This is a genomic window from Fundicoccus culcitae, assembly GCF_024661895.1.
GTDB lineage: Bacteria > Bacillota > Bacilli > Lactobacillales > Aerococcaceae > Fundicoccus_A > Fundicoccus_A culcitae.
Genome location: NZ_CP102453.1, coordinates 2,773,246 through 2,793,145 on the forward strand (window position 1 = coordinate 2,773,246; position 19,900 = coordinate 2,793,145).

Annotated in this window: 14 protein-coding genes, 14 tRNA genes, 2 rRNA genes and 1 CRISPR repeat array (1 of these 31 cut by a window edge); all 30 genes read left to right on the plus strand. The window is 38.1% G+C overall.

Translation table 11 applies throughout. The features are described from left to right. The first annotated feature begins 31 nt into the window (after positions 1–31). The 30 genes from NRE15_RS12545 (at position 32) to csm6 (ending at position 19,116) form a co-directional block, all read left to right on the plus strand. Positions 32–105 (plus strand) — tRNA-Ile (locus tag NRE15_RS12545). 64 nt (positions 106–169) lie between these two features. Next, positions 170–242: transfer RNA gene (locus tag NRE15_RS12550), tRNA-Ala, on the plus strand. Between the two features lie 204 nt (positions 243–446). Further along, positions 447–3,321: ribosomal RNA gene (locus NRE15_RS12555) — 23S ribosomal RNA — on the plus strand. Between the two features lie 78 nt (positions 3,322–3,399). Next, a 5S ribosomal RNA gene (rrf, locus tag NRE15_RS12560) occupies positions 3,400–3,515 on the plus strand. A 20-nt stretch (positions 3,516–3,535) separates the two neighbouring features. Continuing rightward, positions 3,536–3,608 (plus strand) — tRNA-Asn (locus tag NRE15_RS12565). Positions 3,609–3,626: 18 nt separating this feature from the next. Further along, positions 3,627–3,714, plus strand: a tRNA-Ser gene (locus tag NRE15_RS12570). 28 nt (positions 3,715–3,742) lie between these two features. After that, positions 3,743–3,814: transfer RNA gene (locus NRE15_RS12575), tRNA-Glu, on the plus strand. Between the two features lie 20 nt (positions 3,815–3,834). Further along, positions 3,835–3,907, plus strand: a tRNA-Val gene (locus tag NRE15_RS12580). A 9-nt stretch (positions 3,908–3,916) separates the two neighbouring features. After that, a tRNA-Asp gene (locus NRE15_RS12585) sits at positions 3,917–3,989 on the plus strand. A gap of 14 nt (positions 3,990–4,003) precedes the next feature. Continuing rightward, positions 4,004–4,076 (plus strand) — tRNA-Phe (locus tag NRE15_RS12590). 4 nt (positions 4,077–4,080) lie between these two features. Beyond that, positions 4,081–4,161 (plus strand) — tRNA-Tyr (locus NRE15_RS12595). Positions 4,162–4,201: 40 nt separating this feature from the next. Then, positions 4,202–4,272: transfer RNA gene (locus NRE15_RS12600), tRNA-Trp, on the plus strand. An 18-nt stretch (positions 4,273–4,290) separates the two neighbouring features. Further along, positions 4,291–4,363, plus strand: a tRNA-His gene (locus NRE15_RS12605). A gap of 18 nt (positions 4,364–4,381) precedes the next feature. Continuing rightward, positions 4,382–4,453 (plus strand) — tRNA-Gln (locus tag NRE15_RS12610). A gap of 29 nt (positions 4,454–4,482) precedes the next feature. Further along, positions 4,483–4,554: transfer RNA gene (locus NRE15_RS12615), tRNA-Cys, on the plus strand. Positions 4,555–4,590: 36 nt separating this feature from the next. Next, a tRNA-Leu gene (locus NRE15_RS12620) sits at positions 4,591–4,674 on the plus strand. Positions 4,675–4,894: 220 nt separating this feature from the next. Then, the gene (locus tag NRE15_RS14660) at positions 4,895–5,455 is read left to right on the plus strand and encodes a DUF624 domain-containing protein (RefSeq protein WP_390887201.1); all 561 of its coding nucleotides are present in this window, start codon (positions 4,895–4,897) and stop codon (positions 5,453–5,455) included. Then, a complete protein-coding gene (locus NRE15_RS12625) occupies positions 5,452–6,759 on the plus strand; it encodes an ABC transporter substrate-binding protein (protein ID WP_313793222.1) in 1,308 nt (435 codons plus the stop codon). Before NRE15_RS14660 ends, NRE15_RS12625 begins: the two co-directional genes overlap by 4 nt. 64 nt (positions 6,760–6,823) lie before the next feature. Then, entirely contained in the window at positions 6,824–7,723 is a 900-nt protein-coding gene (locus NRE15_RS12630; RefSeq protein ID WP_313793223.1) for a carbohydrate ABC transporter permease, read from the plus strand. A 3-nt stretch (positions 7,724–7,726) separates the two neighbouring features. Beyond that, positions 7,727–8,560, plus strand: a complete 834-nt coding sequence (locus NRE15_RS12635; RefSeq protein WP_313793224.1) for a carbohydrate ABC transporter permease — start codon at positions 7,727–7,729, stop codon at positions 8,558–8,560. A gap of 70 nt (positions 8,561–8,630) precedes the next feature. Then, complete coding sequence (gene argF, locus NRE15_RS12640; RefSeq protein ID WP_313793225.1) at positions 8,631–9,659, plus strand: ornithine carbamoyltransferase; 1,029 nt, start codon at positions 8,631–8,633, stop codon at positions 9,657–9,659. Between the two features lie 757 nt (positions 9,660–10,416). Then, positions 10,417–11,322: a type II CRISPR-associated endonuclease Cas1 gene (gene cas1 / locus NRE15_RS12645; protein WP_313793226.1), complete on the plus strand. Its 906-nt coding sequence runs from the start codon at positions 10,417–10,419 to the stop codon at positions 11,320–11,322. Next, positions 11,322–11,627, plus strand: a complete 306-nt coding sequence (gene cas2, locus NRE15_RS12650; RefSeq protein ID WP_313793227.1) for a CRISPR-associated endonuclease Cas2 — start codon at positions 11,322–11,324, stop codon at positions 11,625–11,627. The genes cas1 and cas2 overlap by 1 nt, the downstream gene beginning before the upstream one ends. A gap of 9 nt (positions 11,628–11,636) precedes the next feature. Beyond that, the gene (gene cas6 / locus NRE15_RS12655) at positions 11,637–12,410 is read left to right on the plus strand and encodes a CRISPR-associated endoribonuclease Cas6 (protein WP_313793228.1); all 774 of its coding nucleotides are present in this window, start codon (positions 11,637–11,639) and stop codon (positions 12,408–12,410) included. Further along, complete coding sequence (gene cas10 / locus NRE15_RS12660; protein ID WP_313793229.1) at positions 12,392–14,719, plus strand: type III-A CRISPR-associated protein Cas10/Csm1; 2,328 nt, start codon at positions 12,392–12,394, stop codon at positions 14,717–14,719. Before cas6 ends, cas10 begins: the two co-directional genes overlap by 19 nt. Before the next feature lies 1 nt (position 14,720). Continuing rightward, a complete protein-coding gene (gene csm2, locus NRE15_RS12665) occupies positions 14,721–15,170 on the plus strand; it encodes a type III-A CRISPR-associated protein Csm2 (RefSeq protein WP_313793230.1) in 450 nt (149 codons plus the stop codon). Between the two features lie 13 nt (positions 15,171–15,183). Next, positions 15,184–15,858, plus strand: a complete 675-nt coding sequence (csm3, locus tag NRE15_RS12670; RefSeq protein ID WP_313793231.1) for a type III-A CRISPR-associated RAMP protein Csm3 — start codon at positions 15,184–15,186, stop codon at positions 15,856–15,858. Next, on the plus strand, positions 15,855–16,769 hold the full coding sequence (gene csm4 / locus NRE15_RS12675) for a type III-A CRISPR-associated RAMP protein Csm4 (RefSeq protein WP_313793232.1): 915 nt from the start codon (positions 15,855–15,857) through the stop codon (positions 16,767–16,769). Before csm3 ends, csm4 begins: the two co-directional genes overlap by 4 nt. 2 nt (positions 16,770–16,771) lie before the next feature. Then, positions 16,772–17,869 carry a type III-A CRISPR-associated RAMP protein Csm5 gene (gene csm5, locus NRE15_RS12680; RefSeq protein ID WP_313793233.1) on the plus strand — a complete coding sequence of 366 codons (1,098 nt, stop codon included), beginning with the start codon at positions 16,772–16,774 and terminating at the stop codon, positions 17,867–17,869. Continuing rightward, positions 17,866–19,116: a type III-A CRISPR-associated CARF protein Csm6 gene (csm6, locus tag NRE15_RS12685; RefSeq protein ID WP_313793234.1), complete on the plus strand. Its 1,251-nt coding sequence runs from the start codon at positions 17,866–17,868 to the stop codon at positions 19,114–19,116. The genes csm5 and csm6 overlap by 4 nt, the downstream gene beginning before the upstream one ends. 460 nt (positions 19,117–19,576) lie before the next feature. Then, positions 19,577–19,900: a CRISPR direct-repeat array (repeat unit 36 nt; unit sequence AATCTACAGGTATCCCCGACATAAGGGGACGAGAAC) (it continues 4,289 nt past the right edge of the window).

Sequence of the window (19,900 nt, forward strand, 5' to 3'; positions counted from 1 at the left end):
TATAGTACGAAAAGCATCAGGGTATAAATCCGGGCCTATAGCTCAGCTGGTTAGAGCGCACCCCTGATAAGGGTGAGGTCGGTGGTTCGAGTCCACTTAGGCCCATCAGATTTTTAAACGATGCGCTTGCTTTACCATTTAAATTAATATATAATTTTATCTTAGCGACGGGGGATTAGCTCAGCTGGGAGAGCGCCTGCTTTGCACGCAGGAGGTCAGCGGTTCGATCCCGCTATTCTCCATTGTCGTTAGACTTACTATTGCAAGTTTACGACATCTTAGCTCATTGAAAACTGAATAACACAACAAATAGTGATTAATGATTCAATGCGAGTCATTAATGACACATCATTTTTTTGAATAAAAGAAATAATGAAACCGAGAATTGACCGAGTCTGTAAGAAATTACAGAGTAAAAAGAAGTAAAAAAAGCGCGAGAAATATGTGGTTAAGAAACAAAGGGCGCACGGTGAATGCCTTGGCACTAGGAGCCGATGAAGGACGGGACGAACACCGATATGCTTTGGGGAGCTGTAAGTAAGCTAAGATCCAGAGATTTCCGAATGGGGGAACCCGGCATCCGTTATGGGATGTCACACGCAAGTGAGGTAGACGCGGAGAACTGAAACATCTCAGTACCTGCAGGAAGAGAAAGAAAATTCGATTCCCTGAGTAGCGGCGAGCGAAACGGGAAGAGCCCAAACCATTGTGCATGCACAATGGGGTTGTAGGACTCACATCAATGATTTGGAATGTTAGTAGAAGCTGATGGGAAGCAGCGCGAGACAGGGTGAGAGCCCCGTATACGAAAACATGAAGGACAAGTGAGTATCCTGAGTACGGCGGAACACGCGAAATTCCGTCGGAATCTGCCAGGACCATCTGGTAAGGCTAAATACTCCCTAGTGACCGATAGTGAACCAGTACCGTGAGGGAAAGGTGAAAAGCACCCCGGAAGGGGAGTGAAAGAGTACCTGAAACCGTGTGCTTACAAGTAGTCAGAGCCCGTTAAGGGGTGATGGCGTACCTTTTGTAGAATGGACCGGCGAGTGACGATAGTTGGCAAGGTTAAGTTGAAGAAACGGAGCCGTAGCGAAAGCGAGTCTGAAGAGGGCGAAAGTCAGGTGTCGTCGACCCGAAACCAAGTGACCTACCCATGTGCAGGTTGAAGGTGTGGTAAAACACACTGGAGGACCGAACCAGGACACGTTGAAAAGTGTTTGGATGACATGTGGGTAGCGGAGAAATTCCAATCGAACTTGGAGATAGCTGGTTCTCTCCGAAATATATTTAGGTATAGCCTCAGAGCAAGAGTGATGGAGGTAGAGCACTGTTTGGACGAGGGGGGCATAAGCTTTACTGAATCCAGATAAACTCCGAATGCCATAAACTCAACTTTGGGAGTCAGACTGCGAGTGATAAGATCCGTAGTCGAAAGGGAAACAGCCCAGACCACCAGCTAAGGTCCCCAAGTTACTGTTAAGTGGAAAAGGATGTGGGGTTGCCCAGACAACTAGGAGGTTGGCTTAGAAGCAGCCATCCTTGAAAGAGTGCGTAATAGCTCACTAGTCGAGTGACCCTGCGCCGAAAATGTACCGGGGCTAAACAGTACACCGAAGCTGTGGATTCAGCAATGAATGGTAGGAGAGCGTTCTATAGGCGGTGAAGGCGTATCGTAAGAAGCGTTGGAGCGTATAGAAGTGAGAATGCCGGTATGAGTAGCGCAAGACGGGTGAGAATCCCGTCCACCGAATGACGAAGGTTTCCTGGGGAAGGCTCGTCCGCCCAGGGTTAGTCGGGACCTAAGCTGTAGCCGATAGGTGAAGGCGATGGACAACAGGTAGAGATTCCTGTACTTGGTTGAACTGTTTGAGCAATGGAGGGACACAGGAGGTAGTGCCACGCATCCGGATGGAAGAGGATGTAGAAGCGACAAGTCTGACGAGGAGAAAAAGGCTTCTTGTTATAAGGGTGAGTCGTGACCTGGAGCGAAATTAAGTAGCGAAGGTGGCAAATCAAACTGTCGAGAAAAGCTCCTAGTGAGGAACAACCAACCCGTACCGCAAACCGACACAGGTCGTCGAGTGGAGAACACTAAGGTGATCGAGAGAACTCTCGTTAAGGAACTCGGCAAAATGACCCCGTAACTTCGGGAGAAGGGGTGCTGACGCAAGTCAGCCGCAGTGAATAGGCCCAAGCGACTGTTTATCAAAAACACAGGTCTCTGCCAAACCGAAAGGTGACGTATAGGGGCTGACGCCTGCCCGGTGCTGGAAGGTTAAGAGGAGTGCTTAGCGCAAGCGAAGGTACGAATTGAAGCCCCAGTAAACGGCGGCCGTAACTATAACGGTCCTAAGGTAGCGAAATTCCTTGTCGGGTAAGTTCCGACCCGCACGAAAGGCGTAACGATTTGGGCACTGTCTCAACGAGAGACTCGGTGAAATTATAGTACCTGTGAAGATGCAGGTTACCCGCGACAGGACGGAAAGACCCCATGGAGCTTTACTGCAACTTGATATTGAGTGTTTGTGTGACATGTACAGGATAGGTAGGAGCCTAAGAAGTTTGGACGCCAGTCTAGATGGAGGCGCTGGTGGGATACTACCCTTGTGATATGAACCCTCTAACCCGCGTATAACCTACGGGAGACAGTGTCAGGTGGGCAGTTTGACTGGGGCGGTCGCCTCCTAAAGAGTAACGGAGGCGCCCAAAGGTTCCCTCAGAATGGTTGGAAATCATTCGCAGAGTGCAAAGGCAGAAGGGAGCTTGACTGCGAGACCTACAAGTCGAGCAGGGACGAAAGTCGGGCTTAGTGATCCGGTGGTACCGCATGGAAGGGCCATCGCTCAACGGATAAAAGCTACCCTGGGGATAACAGGCTTATCTCCCCCAAGCGTTCACAGCGACGGGGAGGTTTGGCACCTCGATGTCGGCTCATCGCATCCTGGGGCTGAAGTCGGTCCCAAGGGTTGGGCTGTTCGCCCATTAAAGCGGTACGCGAGCTGGGTTCAGAACGTCGTGAGACAGTTCGGTCCCTATCCGTCGCGGGCGTAGGAAATTTGAGAAGAGCTATCCTTAGTACGAGAGGACCGGGATGGACACACCGCTGGTGTACCAGTTGTTCCGCCAGGAGCATCGCTGGGTAGCTATGTGTGGGATGGATAAGCGCTGAAAGCATCTAAGCGCGAAGCCAGCTTCAAGATGAGATTTCCCATTCGAAAGAAGTAAGACCCCTGAGAGACGATCAGGTAGATAGGCTAGAAGTGGAAGTATAGCGATATATGGAGCGGACTAGTACTAATCGGTCGAGGACTTAACCACGAGATTCAAGGTTTATTTGTGAGTGTTATTCAGTTTTGAGTTTGATAAGGACTCAATTGACATAGAACACACACAAGGTGTGGTGATAGTAGCAAGAAGGACACACCTGTTCCCATTCCGAACACAGCCGTTAAGCTTCTTAGCGCCGATGGTAGTTGGACCTTTGGTCCTGTGAGAGTAGGTCATTGCCATGCCGTGTGTTTTCATATGTTATTCCGCAATAGCTCAGCTGGCAGAGCGCATGACTGTTAATCATGATGTCGTAGGTTCGAGCCCTACTTGCGGAGTGATTAATAGGTTAGCATGGAGAGTTGTCCGAGCTGGCCGAAGGAGCACGATTGGAAATCGTGTAGGCGGTAACCCGTCTCAAGGGTTCGAATCCCTTACTCTCCGTATTATATGTTTGTCGTATCATTATTTTGGTCCGTTGGTCAAGTGGTTAAGACACCGCCCTTTCACGGCGGTAACACGGGTTCGAATCCCGTACGGATCATTTGAAAATTTAACAACCCTGGAGGTTTAGCTCAGCTGGGAGAGCGTCTGCCTTACAAGCAGGATGTCGGCGGTTCGATCCCGTCAACCTCCATTAAATTATGGTTCCGTGGTGTAGGGGTTAACATGCCTGCCTGTCACGCAGGAGATCGCGGGTTCAAATCCCGTCGGGACCGTTAATTTATATTATGGCTTGGTAGCTCAGTTGGTAGAGCACTTGATTGAAGCTCAAGGTGTCGGCGGTTCGATTCCGTCCCAAGCCATGTTGGAGGGGTAGCGAAGTGGCTAAACGCGGCGGACTGTAAATCCGCTCCTTCGGGTTCGGCAGTTCGAATCTGCCCCCCTCCATATTTTTTCTTAGTAGGGAATTTACATTGTTCTCCTTCTTAGGGGCATAGTTCAACGGTAGAACAAAGGTCTCCAAAACCTTCGATGTGGGTTCGATTCCTACTGCCCCTGTTTTTCGAAGATATGATGGCGATTGTGGCGAAGTGGTTAACGCATCGGTTTGTGGATCCGACACTCGTGGGTTCGATTCCCATCAGTCGCCTTTGTTATATTTTAACATTGGGGTATAGCCAAGCGGTAAGGCAACGGACTTTGACTCCGTCACTCGTTGGTTCGAATCCAGCTACCCCAGTTTTTTTGCTATTTATAGCCATTTTTGATGGCGGTGTAGCCAAGTGGTAAGGCACGGGTCTGCAAAACCCTCATTCGTCGGTTCAAATCCGATCACCGCCTTTCCTTTAAAACCCTTTGAATAAATATCATTATTATGCCGGTGTGGCGGAATTGGCAGACGCGCTGGACTCAAAATCCTGTGCCCTCGCGGGCGTGTCGGTTCGACCCCGACCACCGGTATTACACATAAGAAAGCCTACGAAGTATTGACGTATCAATACTTCGTAGGCTTTTTTGTTGTTTAAAGACATATTAGTATAATTATATTTGCCAATAAATTAAAAATATGGTTTAATTTATTTACATAACATTAAGTTAACCGCAATATTATGTTATGAATACAGGAGGATTAAGGGGGGATCGTATCATTCAACACAAATTAGTGCAACTGATGGATGGGATGGGGAAACTTTTATACTTAAACTGTGTCTGGGTATTATTTAGTTTACCTCTAATTACTATCATTCCAAGCACTTTCGCTTTAATCCGCTTTACGACAATATGGATATGTGATGGGTCTACTCCAACCGTTTCTTATTATGCGAAACAGCTTCGACTGTGTTTTAAAGACAGTTATTTATTTTTTATACCCATCGTTTTTGTCCTTTTCATCGTGTGGTTGGATGTTCACATCATGGCTTATGCCCAAAACAATTTATGGTTTTATTGCATACTCCTGATAGCGGTAATATTCAGTTTTGTCGCACATTTTGCGATATTTATTAAAGTAAATATCTCTGTAAATATAAGACAGAGTTGGATACTAGCCATAATCATGGTGGGAAAGAGACCGTTTGTTTTCCTGGGCTTTATTTTAGGTTACGGGCTATTGGCTTTGCTTTGGTTGTTTCAAACAGGTTTGGCAATTTGTTATATGGCGAGTTTAGCTGTTTTTATTTTATGTAAATTATGTCTATTCTCAATCGAAGAGATTGAATTATTAAAGGAGACTTTATCATGAAAAAATTTATTATATTGTCCGCAGCGGTAATGACAGTGGCTTCTGCCTATCTATTTGCTCCACATACAAAGCTAGTAATTGCACAAGAAGATGTTATCGAACTAGATTTTTGGTCATTTTGGGGTTCAGAACCACGTAGGAATTTTATTGAGCAGATTGTAGAAGATTTCAATCGTTCACAGGCTGAAATTCATGTAACACATACCTTTTTGCCTTGGGGAGATATTTGGACCAAAAATTTAGCGTCTATTGCTGCCGGTGATCCAGCCGATGTCATCATTAATGATATTAACTCAACACGTCAGCGGGCACAAAAAAATCAGAATACTAATTTAGCAGAATTTATTGCACAAGAAGAGGCTGATTTTGCTGAACAATATTACCCTCATTTATGGGAAGCGACGGTTTATGAGGGGAATAATTACGCCATTCCTTTCAATACCGATACTCGTATTCTCTTCTATAATAAGGATATGTTTGAAGAAGTCGGTTTAGATCCTGAACAACCCCCTACGACCTGGGAAGAATTAAAAGAAATGGCACAACAATTAGATGTCATTGATGGCAATCGCTATGAACGTCTGGGTTACATTCCACGTTACGGCATCCAAGGGGATGTCTATTACATGAATGCCACAGGGCATGGCTTTTGGGATTTTGAAAATAATCAACCCATTATTAATGACCCTAAAGGGGTAGAGATACTCGATTGGGTGATGGATTTTGAGCAAGATTATGGTTCTGATAATCTTACCGCCTTTACGGCTGAGTTTGGAAATCAACAAGCGGATCCGTTTATGAGTGGAAAAATTGCTATGATGGTCAAAGAAGCGACCCATTATTCGCAAATAGCTGCATTTGCACCTGATTTGAATTTCGGTGTTGCTGAGTTACCAGAATTTCAAGATGGTTATGGCCATACTTCATGGGGTGGTGGCTTTGTTGCTGAGATACCTTATGGTGCTGAACACCCAGAAGCCTCGTGGGAATTTATCAAATACCTCACCGGAGTGGAAGCACAAGAATATTGGGCGGTGAATAATTTTGATAATGTCGCTCATATCCAAGCCTCACAAAACGCCTTTGAGAATGAGGGAATGACCGAAAAGGGACTTGAAGTTTATCAAGTAGCCGTGGATAATTTAGCCCAAACCATTTTAACACCCGTACCTTTGGAATTGCCTGATATATTAAGTATTGTCAATCCAGAGTTCGATTTAATTTACTTAGGACAAAAAACACCACAAGAAGCTTTAGAAAATGCACAACAAATGGCTGAACAACAAATGATGCCACTGCATTAAGAAATTAATAGAAGTCAGGATGCTTTGGCATGCCTGACTTTTATCTATAAGGAGTGAAAGAAGAATGAAAAAAACATTAAAACGACGTGAAACGGTGCAAGGGTATTTGTTTATTTTGCCTTGGATGATTGGTTTATTAGCTTTTACACTAGGCCCTTTGTTGTTTTCATTAATTGCTAGTTTCACAAATTACGATGTGACCTCGCAAATGGATTTTATTGGTTTAGATAATTATCAACGCATGTTTCAACGTGATCCTTTATTTTGGATTTCACTAGGCAATACAATCTATTATGTCGTTATTTCCGTTCCCTTATCGATTGCAGCAGCGATATTTATTTCATTATTAATGAATCAAAAGGTGAAAGGGATTCGGGTTTTTAGAACCATCTATTATTTGCCAGCCGTATTGTCTGGGGTTGGCGTGTATTTTTTATGGATGCAGCTTTTAAGTCCGCAATCCGGTCTAATAAATACCGTTTTGTCTTGGTTTGGCATTCAAGGACCTGCTTGGTTGTTTGATCCCAATTGGACAAAACCGGCTCTGATTCTCATGAATTTGTGGAAAGCAGGTGGCTCGATGTTACTGTATTTGGCAGCCTTACAAAATATCTCACCGGCTTTATATGAAGCAGCCGAAATGGATGGAGCAGGTTCTGTTAGGAAGTTATTTCATGTCACCTTGCCGATGATTACGCCGATTATTTTCTTTGATTTAATTACGAGTACAATTGGGGCTTTTCAGATTTTCCAAGAAGCTTATGTCATGAGTAGCAATGGTGAAGGTGGCCCAGCTAATTCGCTACTGTTTTTCAATTTACATATGTGGAATAAAGCCTTTGTGACATTTGAAATGGGGTATGCAATGGCTTTATCGTGGATTTTGTTTCTGATTGTGTTTGTTTTAACTTTGATTAATTTGAGAACAGCACCTCGTTGGGTGCATTATGAAGGAGGTAATTAGTGGATGCAACGCAGTCGAAGGATACAACAAACGATTATTTTTGTCATTTTAGGCTTAGGAGCTATAATCTTATTGTCACCGATTGTATGGATGATAAGCACATCATTTAAATCAATGGGTGAAATAATGCAATTTCCACCGACCTTCATTCCCAATGAGTGGCATTTTGAGAATTATATTCATACATGGGAGACCGCTAATTTTACCCGTTATACACTAAATACCTTATTTATAGCGGCAGTGACGGTTTTTGCTAATGTCTTATCCAATTCATTTATTGCTTATGGTTTTGCGAAAATTGATTTTAAGGGAAAGAATGTCTTATTTTCATTGTTATTGGCAACCATGATGTTACCAGGATTTGTGACTTTAATTCCGACATATGTGATGTTTGCTAAGTTGGGTTGGTTAAATACTTATTTACCTTTATTAGTACCATCGTTTTTCGGGGGAGCATTTAATATATTCTTGTTGCGACAATTTTATATGTCTATACCTGATGAGTTATCCCAAGCGGCTAAAATAGATGGTGCCTCGCATTTCTATATTTGGCATCGGATTATGATTCCATTGGCAAAACCAGCTTTGGCAACAATTGCGGTATTTAGTTTTAATGGGGCATGGAATGATTTTTTGGGACCCTTGTTATACATTAATGATCCTAATCTCTATACCCTGCAAATTGGATTACAGGTGTTTAAAGGACAAGTGGCAACGCAATGGAATTATTTAATGGCGGGTTCCATTATTGTTTTGATTCCTGTGGTGGTACTATTCTTTACCTTCCAACGTTATTTTATTGAAGGGATGAATATTTCTTCAGGAACAAAGGGTTAAGCGATAAAATATTAGTGCATGACTGGACGAGAATGTTATACTAATAAAAAATAGTCCAAGTTATATAGGTATGAAGAAAGGGGTTAAAAGAATGTTTCAAGGTAGAAATTTTTTGAAAGAGATTGATTTTACTGGAAAAGAATTGGCGTATTTAATTGATTTTTCGATGCATTTAAAGGATTTGAAACGGCGTGGCATTCCGCACGAGTATCTTAAGGGGCAAAATATTTGCTTGTTGTTTGAAAAGACATCAACAAGGACGCGTGCAGCTTTTACAGTTGCAGCTAATGATTTGGGGGCTTCACCAGAATATTTAGGTTCCAATGATATCCAGTTGGGGAAAAAAGAATCAATGAAGGATACAGCAATTGTTTTGGGTTCCATGTTTGATGGAATTGAGTATCGTGGCTTTAGCCAAGCGGTGGTTGAAGAACTTGGTAAATTTGCCGGTGTACCCGTTTGGAATGGTTTATCCAATGAGTGGCATCCAACCCAAATGATTGCCGATTTTATGACGATAAAAGAAGAATTTGGTTATTTAAAGGGCTTGAATTTGGTCTTTTGCGGGGATGGCCGTAATAATGTGGCGAATAGTTTGTTAGTCACCGGGGCAAAGCTCGGGGTGAATGTGACCATTGCTGCACCGGAAGAGTTGTTTCCGACAAACGAGTTGATTGCGTTGGCTGAAGGATTTGCTGCAGAGACCGAGGCGACGGTGACTGTGACTACCGATATTCAAACAGCCGTTAAGAAGGCGCATGTTATTTACACGGATGTGTGGGTATCGATGGGGGAAGAAGAGAAGTTTGCTGAACGAATTGAGTTATTAATGCCGTATCAAGTCAATGATACCTTGCTTAGTATCGTAGAAAATGATTATATCTTTTTACACTGTCTACCAGCCTTTCATGATACCAAAACGAGCTATGGTAAAGAAATCGCAGACCGTTTTGGTATTAATGAAATGGAAGTGACAGACAGCGTCTTTCAAAGTGCCCAAGGTCGTCAGTTCCAGCAAGCTGAAAATCGCATGCATTCAATTAAAGCGATTATGGCTGCAACCAATGGGAATTTGTTTGTTCCGGATTTATATGAATAAAGTTCACTTAACCCATGATAAAGTATCTAAGTTGAATGCGTATTGGACTTGAGATAACGGCGAATATAGAAGTAGAAACAAATAGTGCTTAATTAAAGCATCTAATTTGTGATTGTAATATTGAATTAAGTTAAATTAAGCGATCAATTTTAATATGTTATCAATAACCGTCTTGTCTATGGTATAATGCATTTATGTAGATAAATTTCTTATATGATTTTTGGGTAAAGAAGAAGTCTTATAAACATTGGTATTTCAATATTTGTAAAGTTATATAATCTTCAGTTATCCCCGACATAAGGGGACGAGAACTTTCGTGAGCCACTTGGTAAATAAAAGTAAAAACATTAATCTACAGCTAGCCTCGACATAAGGGGACGTAAACATAACCAACTTACGATGGATTTTATAGTAAACTTAAACAACGATATCCTCGTTAAAAGGGGACGAAACAGACATGAAATAGTTAATGGGTTGTAAACACATGATTGTATTTTTTCTTCATCAAACACCTCTAGTCAATTCAAATTGATTAGGGGTGTTTTTTATGCGAAGTAATGCTAGCTTCTGATTTTCACGGTATCAATGAAAAAGCTACTTATTAAGGTAAAACACTTTTTTAATAGACCCTTTCATCGTTTTGCTTCAAATAAACGAAATATGTGAAATTAGTTTTGTAATGGTTACTTTAATATGATATATTTAATTTATAATTACTAAAGCGCTTTAAAATTACAAAAAGGTTAGGTGGTGTATTATGAAAAATATTCTATACATTGAGCATGGCCAATTTGTTAATTCGACTAAAGTTTCTGTAAAAACTAAAGACGTGGTTACAAAAGAAGAGAAGTTTTTTCCGTTTGAAGATATAAGTTGCATTATCTTTGATAACCCTAATTCTTATTTTTCAACAAAGTTTGTCATGTCATGTTTAAAAAAAGATATTCTAGTTATCTTCTGTGATGAAAAACATACCCCTATAAGTACCTTACATAGTGAATATGGTTATATTCGCAAACACAAGCGACTGATTCAGCAATTAAGGATGAGTCAAAAATCTAAAAACCGGGTATGGCAAAAAGTAATTAAACAAAAAATCACCAATCAAAACATCTGTCTATCTATTTATAACCCAGAATCACTTTCACAAGCTGATTTAGAGGGTATTGTTTCTGAAGTAAATTCTGGTGATATAAGTAATAGGGAATCTGTTGCAGCCAGAATTTATTTTAAATATTTGTTTGGGAAGGAATTTAAACGATTTGAGGATGATATGGTCAATGCAGGTTTGAATTATACCTATTCAATTGTCCGATCTGTTATTCGACAAAACCTAATTTATCTTGGTTTAGAACCTGCCTTTGGGATTCATCATGCATCGAGTGAAAATCCTTTTAATTTATCCGATGATGTTATTGAATGTTTTCGTCCAATAGCTGATGCATTTGTTTATGATAAAATTGTAATACCAGAAGTAAATAAATTTGATCTTAAAATAAAAAAACAACTACCTGCTATCCTTTTTGAACAATGTGTCATTGATGGAAAAATCGCTTGTCTAAGTGATGCCATCAAAACTAGTTGTGAATCATTCGCTAAGTGTATAGAAACCGATTCTTCAACGGCTTTGAAATTACCAAAAATGATAGAAGGTGGACGCTAATGATTCTTTTAATTTGTTTTGACTTACCTAGAAATACTAAAGTCGAACGTAGAGAAGCTTCTTACTTCCGACATCATTTAATTGAATTAGGCTTTAGTATGAAACAGTATAGTATTTATGAACGTTATGTTGCGAATACTCATTCGATTGAAAATATTCTAAATGCGTTAAGTACAAGTATTCCTGATTCAGGAAAGATAGTGATGTATCCTTTGTCAGATGAAGTGCATGAAAATCAGCAAATTATTCTTGGACCAAACACAGTTTATAAAGTCGTTAAAGCACCACAAATAATATATATCTAAGGAATGCCTATGAAAAAATTAGAAATTTATTGTCAGATCAATCAAGATAAACGAATTGAAAGAAACATTGCTACTTATTTCCAGGGATGGTTAATGGATAGACTTGATTCTAATTATGCAGAATATTTACATGATATTCCTGTTACCCCTTATTCAATATCCAGTACAGTCAGTAATAATGAAGTGAAATTTATAATAAATATGCTCACGAAAGATGCCGAAGAACACATCCAGCCTATTTTAATGGATAATGATTTAAAGTACATTGAATTAATTTCCTCACAACAAGTAAGCTTTAGAATAAATAAAATTGAAGAGGAGGAACTTAATCAAGAAGGTTTGGCTAGAATATTTTATAGTACAGAAGAGACTAACTCACGAATTAAAGTATTTTTTGATTCACCTACTTCATTTAAATCTCAAGGTGAGTATCTATTTTATCCTGATATCCGTTTAATAATTCAAAGCTTAATGAAGCAATATAATTTTTACTTTGAACAAACACTTAAAGTGGATAAAGATTTTCTTTATGAATTAGTTGAGGGGATTAAGATAGTTAATTATCGTTTATCATCAACCAGATATGGCATTCATACCAGCAAAATTCCTGGATTTACTGGTGAAATAGTTTTATCGTTAAGAATGAATACTACTATGAAAAATTATTTAATGATGTTGCTAAAAATGGGTGAATATACGGGAGTTGGGATTAAAACAAGTATGGGAATGGGAGCCATAAGACTAGGAATGTTAGGAGGACAAACATGGACCAAAAGCAAGTAGATTTATTTTATGGTGCTATGTTACATGATATCGGAAAAGTCGTTCAACGTGCGAACAATCAAAGAGTCAAACATAGTAAACTTGGTAAAGATTACCTTAAGCAGTTTAATTTCAATAAAGCTGTACTTGATCAAGTTGCATACCATCATGCCTACGAATTGTTAAATAGTAACTTAGAAGACGATAATTTGGCATATATTACTTATATAGCAGACAACATTGCTAGCGGTATTGACAGACGATCAAATATGGAGCATCGTGAAGATCAGTTGTTCAAACCTGATCTCCCATTAGAGGATATTTTTAATCGCTTTGGAGATTCGACAACCCATCGTTATTTTATTCCAAGAACGTTAGATGTTGGCCAAGACCCGAATTACCCGCAAGAAAAGCCACAGTCATTTACTTCCAGTCAGTATGGAGGAATTTTAAATAAGATAGAAACTACCCTAAAAGTGATTTCTCCAACCGTTGAGTATCAAGCCTCATTATTAAACCTAATGGAAGCGACTTTAAGTTATGTTCCAAGCTCTACAAATACTGAAGAAGTGGCTGATATTTCTTTGTTTGATCACATAAAAGTGACAGCCGCCATAGCAACAAGTATTTATCAATTCTTAGAAGAAAGTAACCGACATAACTATAAAAAAGATTTGTTTGTTAATGCTAGTGACTTTTATTTAGAAAAAGCTTTTTTATTAGTCTCTTTTGATTTATCTGGTATACAAGATTTCATTTATACCATAGCTAGCAAAGGGGCACATAAGCAATTAAGGAGTCGTTCGTTTTACTTAGAAATGATTAGCGAATGGTTAGCAGATACAATCCTTAAATCAATGCACTTAAGTAGGGCTAATTTGCTGTATACCGGTGGTGGACATGCCTATTTAATTTTACCTAATACCGAAAATGCTAGGAATCAATTAAATGAAATTGAACAGAGCTTTAATCAATTTTTCTTAACCAATTTTGGTACAAAATTATTTGTTGCTATCGGAAACACACCCTTTGCAGCCAAAGAAGTTATGCAGAACTCGAAAATTAAAGAAGAACAAGTAACTGCAGCAGCTGAATATCGCGCTATATTTCAAAGTGTTGGTCAAGAAATAAGTCAGAAAAAATTACAGCGTTATACCCCAGAAGTCATTCAACAACTTAATCAATATGGAAAAAGAGCGGGACGCGAGTGTAGTGTTTGTCATACGATTCATAATTTGCGCGATAATCATGATAATGATACAAAATGTGAAGTTTGTTATGGATTAGAGAATTTTTCGAAAGTTATCCAAAATGAAGATTATTTTGTCGTTGGGAGTAACAAGTCTGCTTTAGCAATCGGACCTAATGCCTACTTAGACAGAACTACTGAAAAAGCTATTTTAAATGGAGAAGTTAATGGCAGTATTTATACAAAAAATAATCAAATGACTGGGATCAATCAAGCTGTGCATATCTGGGTAGCGGACTATTCTGTGGCACCTAACAATGAATTTTCTTACTATACGCAAAGGGAATGGACAAAAGAAAACAATGAAATTATTGGAATTAAAAGATTAGGAGTATTAAGAGCGGATGTTGATGATCTTGGACTAGGTTTTATGGCAGGATATTCCACGCAGGCAAAGGGTATGTACAACACTTTAAGTCGAACAGCTGCATTCTCTAGAAATATGAGCTTGTTTTTTAAATTATATATCAACAAAATTGCTGAAGCTTATCGATTAACCATTGTATATTCAGGAGGAGACGATGTATTTGCGATTGGTGCATGGGATGATATTTTAGACTTTACGATTCAATTACGTGAAGATTTTCTGTATTGGACAAATGGTAAACTAACCTTATCGGCAGGCATTGGCATGTTTCATGATAAGACACCTATTAATATCATGGCTCGGCAAACTGGGGAGTTAGAAGAAGCAGCCAAAAGTAGTGGGAAAAATGCGATTTGTTTGTTTGACGCTGAAAATACATTTAATTTTGATGAATATATCGATGATATACAGAATAACTACTTAGAAGTGGTTACAACTTATTTTAATACCCTTACTCTTAGAGGGAAATCATTTGTGTATAAACTATTACAGTTAATTGAAGAACGAAATGAAGTTGAGAAGATTTCTTTTGCTAGACTAGCTTATACCATCGCAAGATTGGAAGATGAAACAAAGAAAACAAAGGTATCTTCCTTAGACGTATTTAACACATTTAAACAAACCCTTATGCAAGCATTTAGCAGTGAAAAAGAGATTAAAAAGTTCGGAATGGCTTTGAGATTGTATATTTATAAAGAGCGAAAGGAAGGTTAGTATGGCAAATAATTATCAAGGAAGAACAAATAATCATCGGTCCAATACACCGATAGCATTAACCATTGATTTTACAGATGAGAGTTATGTTGATGATGCGGAACTAGTCATTTTAACGATGAAAAAAGCTTATTATAATTTTAAAGTAAGCGGAGATGAATTAACTACGAATCAAATCAGGAACCTTCTCACGTTAACGACAAACATCTATGAAGATTTACTTTCACGTGGCCCAGAAGCCGTTATGAATAAGTTATCTTATTTACGCGTTCAATTGGTTTATCAAAGTGGTCGAAATAAAGCCGTTGCTGAATTTATTCGTTTGGCACAATTAATCGAAAAGTTGAAAATTGTCCAAAAGTCTGGGAATAAACAAGATATTTTAAGATATTGTCGGTACATGGAAGCGTTAGTAGCTTATTTCAAATATCATGGTGGAAAGAATTCATAAGGAGGGCATTCAAATGTCGCAATATGCAAAAATTCAAATTAATGGTTTAATCGAGTTAGTCAGTGGCTTACATATTGGTGCAAGTGATGCTTTTTCTGCTATAGGAGCCATTGATTCTCCTGTCGTTAAAGATCCGCTTACTAATTTACCTATGATTCCGGGCTCAAGTCTTAAAGGAAAAATACGCTCACTATTAGCCCAAGCTATCAATGAATATCCAGCAAAGGATCCCAATCAAGACCATCCCCAAATTAAACGTTTGTTTGGTGCTACAATTGGTGGAGGATCAGATGGTAATGATATAATTCCAAGCCAATTATTATTTAGAGATGCTTTTCTAGCTAATCGTGAAGAACTTGAACGTCGTGATATTTTTAGTTTTACTGAAAGTAAATTTGAAAATTCGATTAATCGTTATACAGGAGAAGCTAAACCCCGACAAATTGAACGAGTAATTAAAGGAAGTAAATTTGATTTCAATTTAATATATGAAGTTAGAGACCAGGCAAATCTTCAAACTGATTTTGAAACGATTGTTAATGGATTGCGTCTCTTAGAATGGGATTACCTTGGTGGGAGTGGTAGTCGTGGTTATGGCCAAATTCGATTTGAAAATATTAAAGCAACCGTTGTCTATGGTGAGATGGACTTGAGTGAATTGAACACTTTGTTGGAGGAAAGGCTATGAAACTCAAACTCTACATTATGAAATTTAAACATGCACATTTTGGGGATGGCATGCTTAATGAGAGTGTTGATTTTTTTGAAGCCAGTCGTTTATATAGTGCTTTGTATTTGGAAGCAATCACACAACATAAAGAAGAAGCGTTTATAAAACTTACTCAATCTGAGAATTTTCATATAAGTGATGCTTTTCCATATGACGTTGAACCGTTCCTCCCCAAACCTATTGGTTATCCAAAAGTAAGTGAAGAAAGTAAATCCATTGAAGAATTAAAGACAGCTAGACAAAATGCTAAAGCAGTAAAAAAAATTACATATATTCCATTAAGTGAATTTGACAATTACCTTTCAGGCAAAGGGGATTTGACTGCGATTTCAGATAGACAAAAAGACTTAAGTCAAAGCTTTGTTGCTATAAGAAAAGGAGTAGATCCTTATGAAGTTGGTATTAGAACATTTAAGTATAGTTTATATGTGGTAGCTAGTCAGAGTGATCTGTTTGATAACTTAATGTCAGCACTTCAATATTCGGGACTTGGAGGAAAAAGGACGTCTGGTTTAGGTCAGTTTGATTTAACGATTAAAGATTTACCCGATAATATGCTAACACATATCTCAGGTAACGATTATAATCGTTTTGTGGCTTTAACCTCAAGTTTACCAACAGAAGAAGAATTAACTGTTGCAGTGACTAATGCCAATTATTTATTAAAAAAAGCAAGTGGTTTTGCGTATAGCCCAGAAAGTAAGCAGCTTTTAAGGAAACAAGATGTCTATAAATTTAGAGCAGGATCAACCTTTACTAATAAATATCAAGGCTCTATTTTAAATGTTGAACCAGATCAATTTCCGCACCCTGTTTGGCATTTTGCTAGAGGTTTGTTTTATGGAATAAATATATCGTCAGGAGGGTAAAAATGGTCATTAATAGAAAGTACTACACATTACATTTAAAAACGTTATCGCCCGTACATATTGGCTCAGGGGTCAGAACGACTTCGAAGGAATTTATTTTTGAGAATGATAATTATTACTTTCCAGATATGGTAAAACTATATAGCGAACTTGAAAAATTAGGTGATGAAAAAGTAGAACGCTTTGAGCAATTTATGATTAGAAATCATAGCAATGAAGCACGCTTAACTGACTTTTTAAATAATAATAAAATAAAAACACGTGATTTTGGTGGTTATTCAATTAATTCGTCTGGGTATGAAGAAAGTAAAGCTGAACAAACAGGAAAAACGCATGAAAAAAATAGAGCAAAACTAAAAGAAATCCATCGATGCATTAAAGATCCCTATGGAAAACCTTATATTCCAGGTTCGAGTTTAAAAGGAGCCATTCGTACAATTTTGGTTAATCAAAAATTTAAAAAAGATAATAGAGGTCGTGGTAAGTATACAGAGGCAAATTATAATGCGATACCATGGGGATCAAAAAAGAATCAACCATTTTTTGACATTTTTAATAATATAAGAGTTAGTGATAGTGACAGTGTTGAGCTGGATCGACTCATACTAGCACAAAAGATAGACTTTTCAAAAAAACAAAACGTTGATAGCCCATTGCCATTAACTCGAGAATGTATAAAACCATTCACAAATATCTTTTTCACAGTTACAGCCGTTGGCGATGAAGCGATTGACCTTATGGATAATTATTCTGAGATGGCTAATAGTCAAAATAATGAATATGAAAATTTTTTCTTATCAGAATTTCCTTCCGATTTAAAGCAAGCTAAAATGAAGAATACAATTTATATTGGTGCTGGCTCAGGGCTTTGGACGAAAACATTACTTTCAGAATCAAATAATATTATTAAAGAAGTAAATTATCGAGCCCCCAAAAAAATGAATATGGTAGGAAAAGGCACATTAAAACTAACTAGAGGCCCCAATGTAGTATATAAAGTTAATGGGAATCAAAGAAAACTAGTAAATAACAAATTAAATTTATACGAAATGGGTAAATGTGCATTTGTATTAAAAGAAAAAGAGGTACCTTCATTATGACAACATTAATTTCTTTTGTTGGTGATACTGATCCCATCCGTGGTTTTCATGATGGAGGCATCTTGCATATTACTCGACACAAAAGACCAGACAAAATTGTTTTGTTACATTCACAGCATTCTTTAAGCAAACACGAGAATATACACTTAGCAATTAATTCTATTAGTCCAGATTATCAACCAGAGATTATGATTGATGATGAAATCATTGAGGATAATCGCGTATTTTTGTTTGATGAAATGTTTAAACATGTATCAGTAGTTATTGATAAATATAAAAACACTGATGATCATATTTTGTTGAATTTAACTAGTGGTACACCGCAAATGATTGCAGGATTATTTGCGTATGTACAGATTTTCGGGCTGAATATTGATGCTTACCAAGTTTTAACTCCGTTAAGATCATCAAATGAAGGGTTACCTCATGATACAAAAGAATCCATTGACGTTTTAATTGAATTGAACGAAGATAATAAGATTGATTCTAGCAATCGACTGATTGAAGTGAATGGTCAAAATATTAGACAATCGTTATTACAAAAATCATTTCGGGAATTGATAGATGTTTATGAATTTTTAGGAGCGTTAAATATACTTGAAAATGAATCAGACATTTTTTCAAATCAAGGTAAGTTAATCATTAATCTGAGTAAAGTTGCCAATGCGATTAGATTTCAAAATGTCTTACCTGATTTACAGTCTAAATTGGGTATTAATAAAGAAATACAAAAATACTTTAGTTGCTTTACTATTTTAGATATTCAGGCAGAAAGGGAGTTAGTTTCTGAAGCCTTAGTACGTGGTAAGAATTTAGCGGAAGCTATTGCAATTAAGTATATTGAAAATCAATATCCTGGGCTACTAAAAGAAGATAACAAGAAATACTATCTTGATACGAATCACACAAAGTATATTGAAATTGAAGGTATCTATAATAAAAAACGAAGTGGGATTGCTAAACTAAATCCTAAAACAACGATATCCAGTCATCTGTTATTATATATATTAGAAGTTGTCGATGAAACAGGAAAATTTCAAATGGTTTTCAAACAAGTGTTAGATAAGACAAGGGAAAGAAACACAGTAGCGCATAGTATTGATCCAATTGATCCAAAAAACGTCGATTTACAAGGCTTGGTTGATGATTGTTGGCAGCTATTGTTATTTATTGATAACAGATTGCGGCCGTATCGAAATTATAAAGAAACTTTAAAACAAGATATCCTCAATTTTGCCCAACAATAAATATTAGTAGGAGAATAGGCAGTTAAAATAAGTATTGCTTATTTTTCTACTTTTAGACTAGCATACATACCTCATCCAATGGGGACGAACATGCATATAACGACGGAAATTGAAAATAGAAGTCTTTATTGATTAAAACCCCGATTCAAGGGGACGTATGCTTTCGTAAAGTTTTTGCAATGGCATAGTTATCGTAATCAAAAAGTATATACTTCCTCACTCAAGGGGACGTGATCAATTTTCACATTAAAATTTGTCGTATGGTGTCAATCTTATTAGACAATTGATAAGTAAATATCCCTTTAATATGGTATAATATAAGCATGTAGACAGTATAGAGAGGATTATTTTTTGCCCGCAAACTGGGCAAAAGGAGGTAGAAGAAGTATGCATTTGCCCAATCTGTGGACAAGCAAAAACCTTTATAAACATTGTTCTATCAACGATCATATTCGTATGTAATCTACAGGTATCCCCGACATAAGGGGACGAGAACTGAATGACTTGCCAAACAGCTGGGAACAAGACGAAAAATCTACAGGTATCCCCGACATAAGGGGACGAGAACCTTTAAGCGTTGAACCATGTAAACATACATCTATACAATCTACAGGTATCCCCGACATAAGGGGACGAGAACTAACAGTACCGCTCAAAATGGAAGTGTCACTAAAGAATCTACAGGTATCCCCGACATAAGGGGACGAGAACTTAAGTAACCACCGAACTGTTAGGCTCGGTAGCTAACAATCTACAGGTATCCCCGACATAAGGGGACGAGAAC

Bases quoted from the DNA above. Each gene is read 5' to 3' on its own strand.
- NRE15_RS12625 (WP_313793222.1), top strand. From the start codon at position 5,452: ATGAAAAAATTTATTATATTGTCCGCAGCGGTAATGACAGTGGCTTCT.
- csm3 (WP_313793231.1), top strand. From the start codon at position 15,184: ATGTCGCAATATGCAAAAATTCAAATTAATGGTTTAATCGAGTTAGTC.
- cas6 (WP_313793228.1), top strand. From the start codon at position 11,637: ATGAAAAAATTAGAAATTTATTGTCAGATCAATCAAGATAAACGAATT.
- cas10 (WP_313793229.1), top strand. From the start codon at position 12,392: ATGGACCAAAAGCAAGTAGATTTATTTTATGGTGCTATGTTACATGAT.
- NRE15_RS14660 (WP_390887201.1), top strand. From the start codon at position 4,895: ATGGGGAAACTTTTATACTTAAACTGTGTCTGGGTATTATTTAGTTTA.
- NRE15_RS12630 (WP_313793223.1), top strand. From the start codon at position 6,824: ATGAAAAAAACATTAAAACGACGTGAAACGGTGCAAGGGTATTTGTTT.
- csm5 (WP_313793233.1), top strand. From the start codon at position 16,772: ATGGTCATTAATAGAAAGTACTACACATTACATTTAAAAACGTTATCG.
- csm2 (WP_313793230.1), top strand. From the start codon at position 14,721: ATGGCAAATAATTATCAAGGAAGAACAAATAATCATCGGTCCAATACA.
- csm6 (WP_313793234.1), top strand. From the start codon at position 17,866: ATGACAACATTAATTTCTTTTGTTGGTGATACTGATCCCATCCGTGGT.
- cas2 (WP_313793227.1), top strand. From the start codon at position 11,322: ATGATTCTTTTAATTTGTTTTGACTTACCTAGAAATACTAAAGTCGAA.
- cas1 (WP_313793226.1), top strand. From the start codon at position 10,417: ATGAAAAATATTCTATACATTGAGCATGGCCAATTTGTTAATTCGACT.
- NRE15_RS12635 (WP_313793224.1), top strand. From the start codon at position 7,727: ATGCAACGCAGTCGAAGGATACAACAAACGATTATTTTTGTCATTTTA.
- argF (WP_313793225.1), top strand. From the start codon at position 8,631: ATGAAGAAAGGGGTTAAAAGAATGTTTCAAGGTAGAAATTTTTTGAAA.
- csm4 (WP_313793232.1), top strand. From the start codon at position 15,855: ATGAAACTCAAACTCTACATTATGAAATTTAAACATGCACATTTTGGG.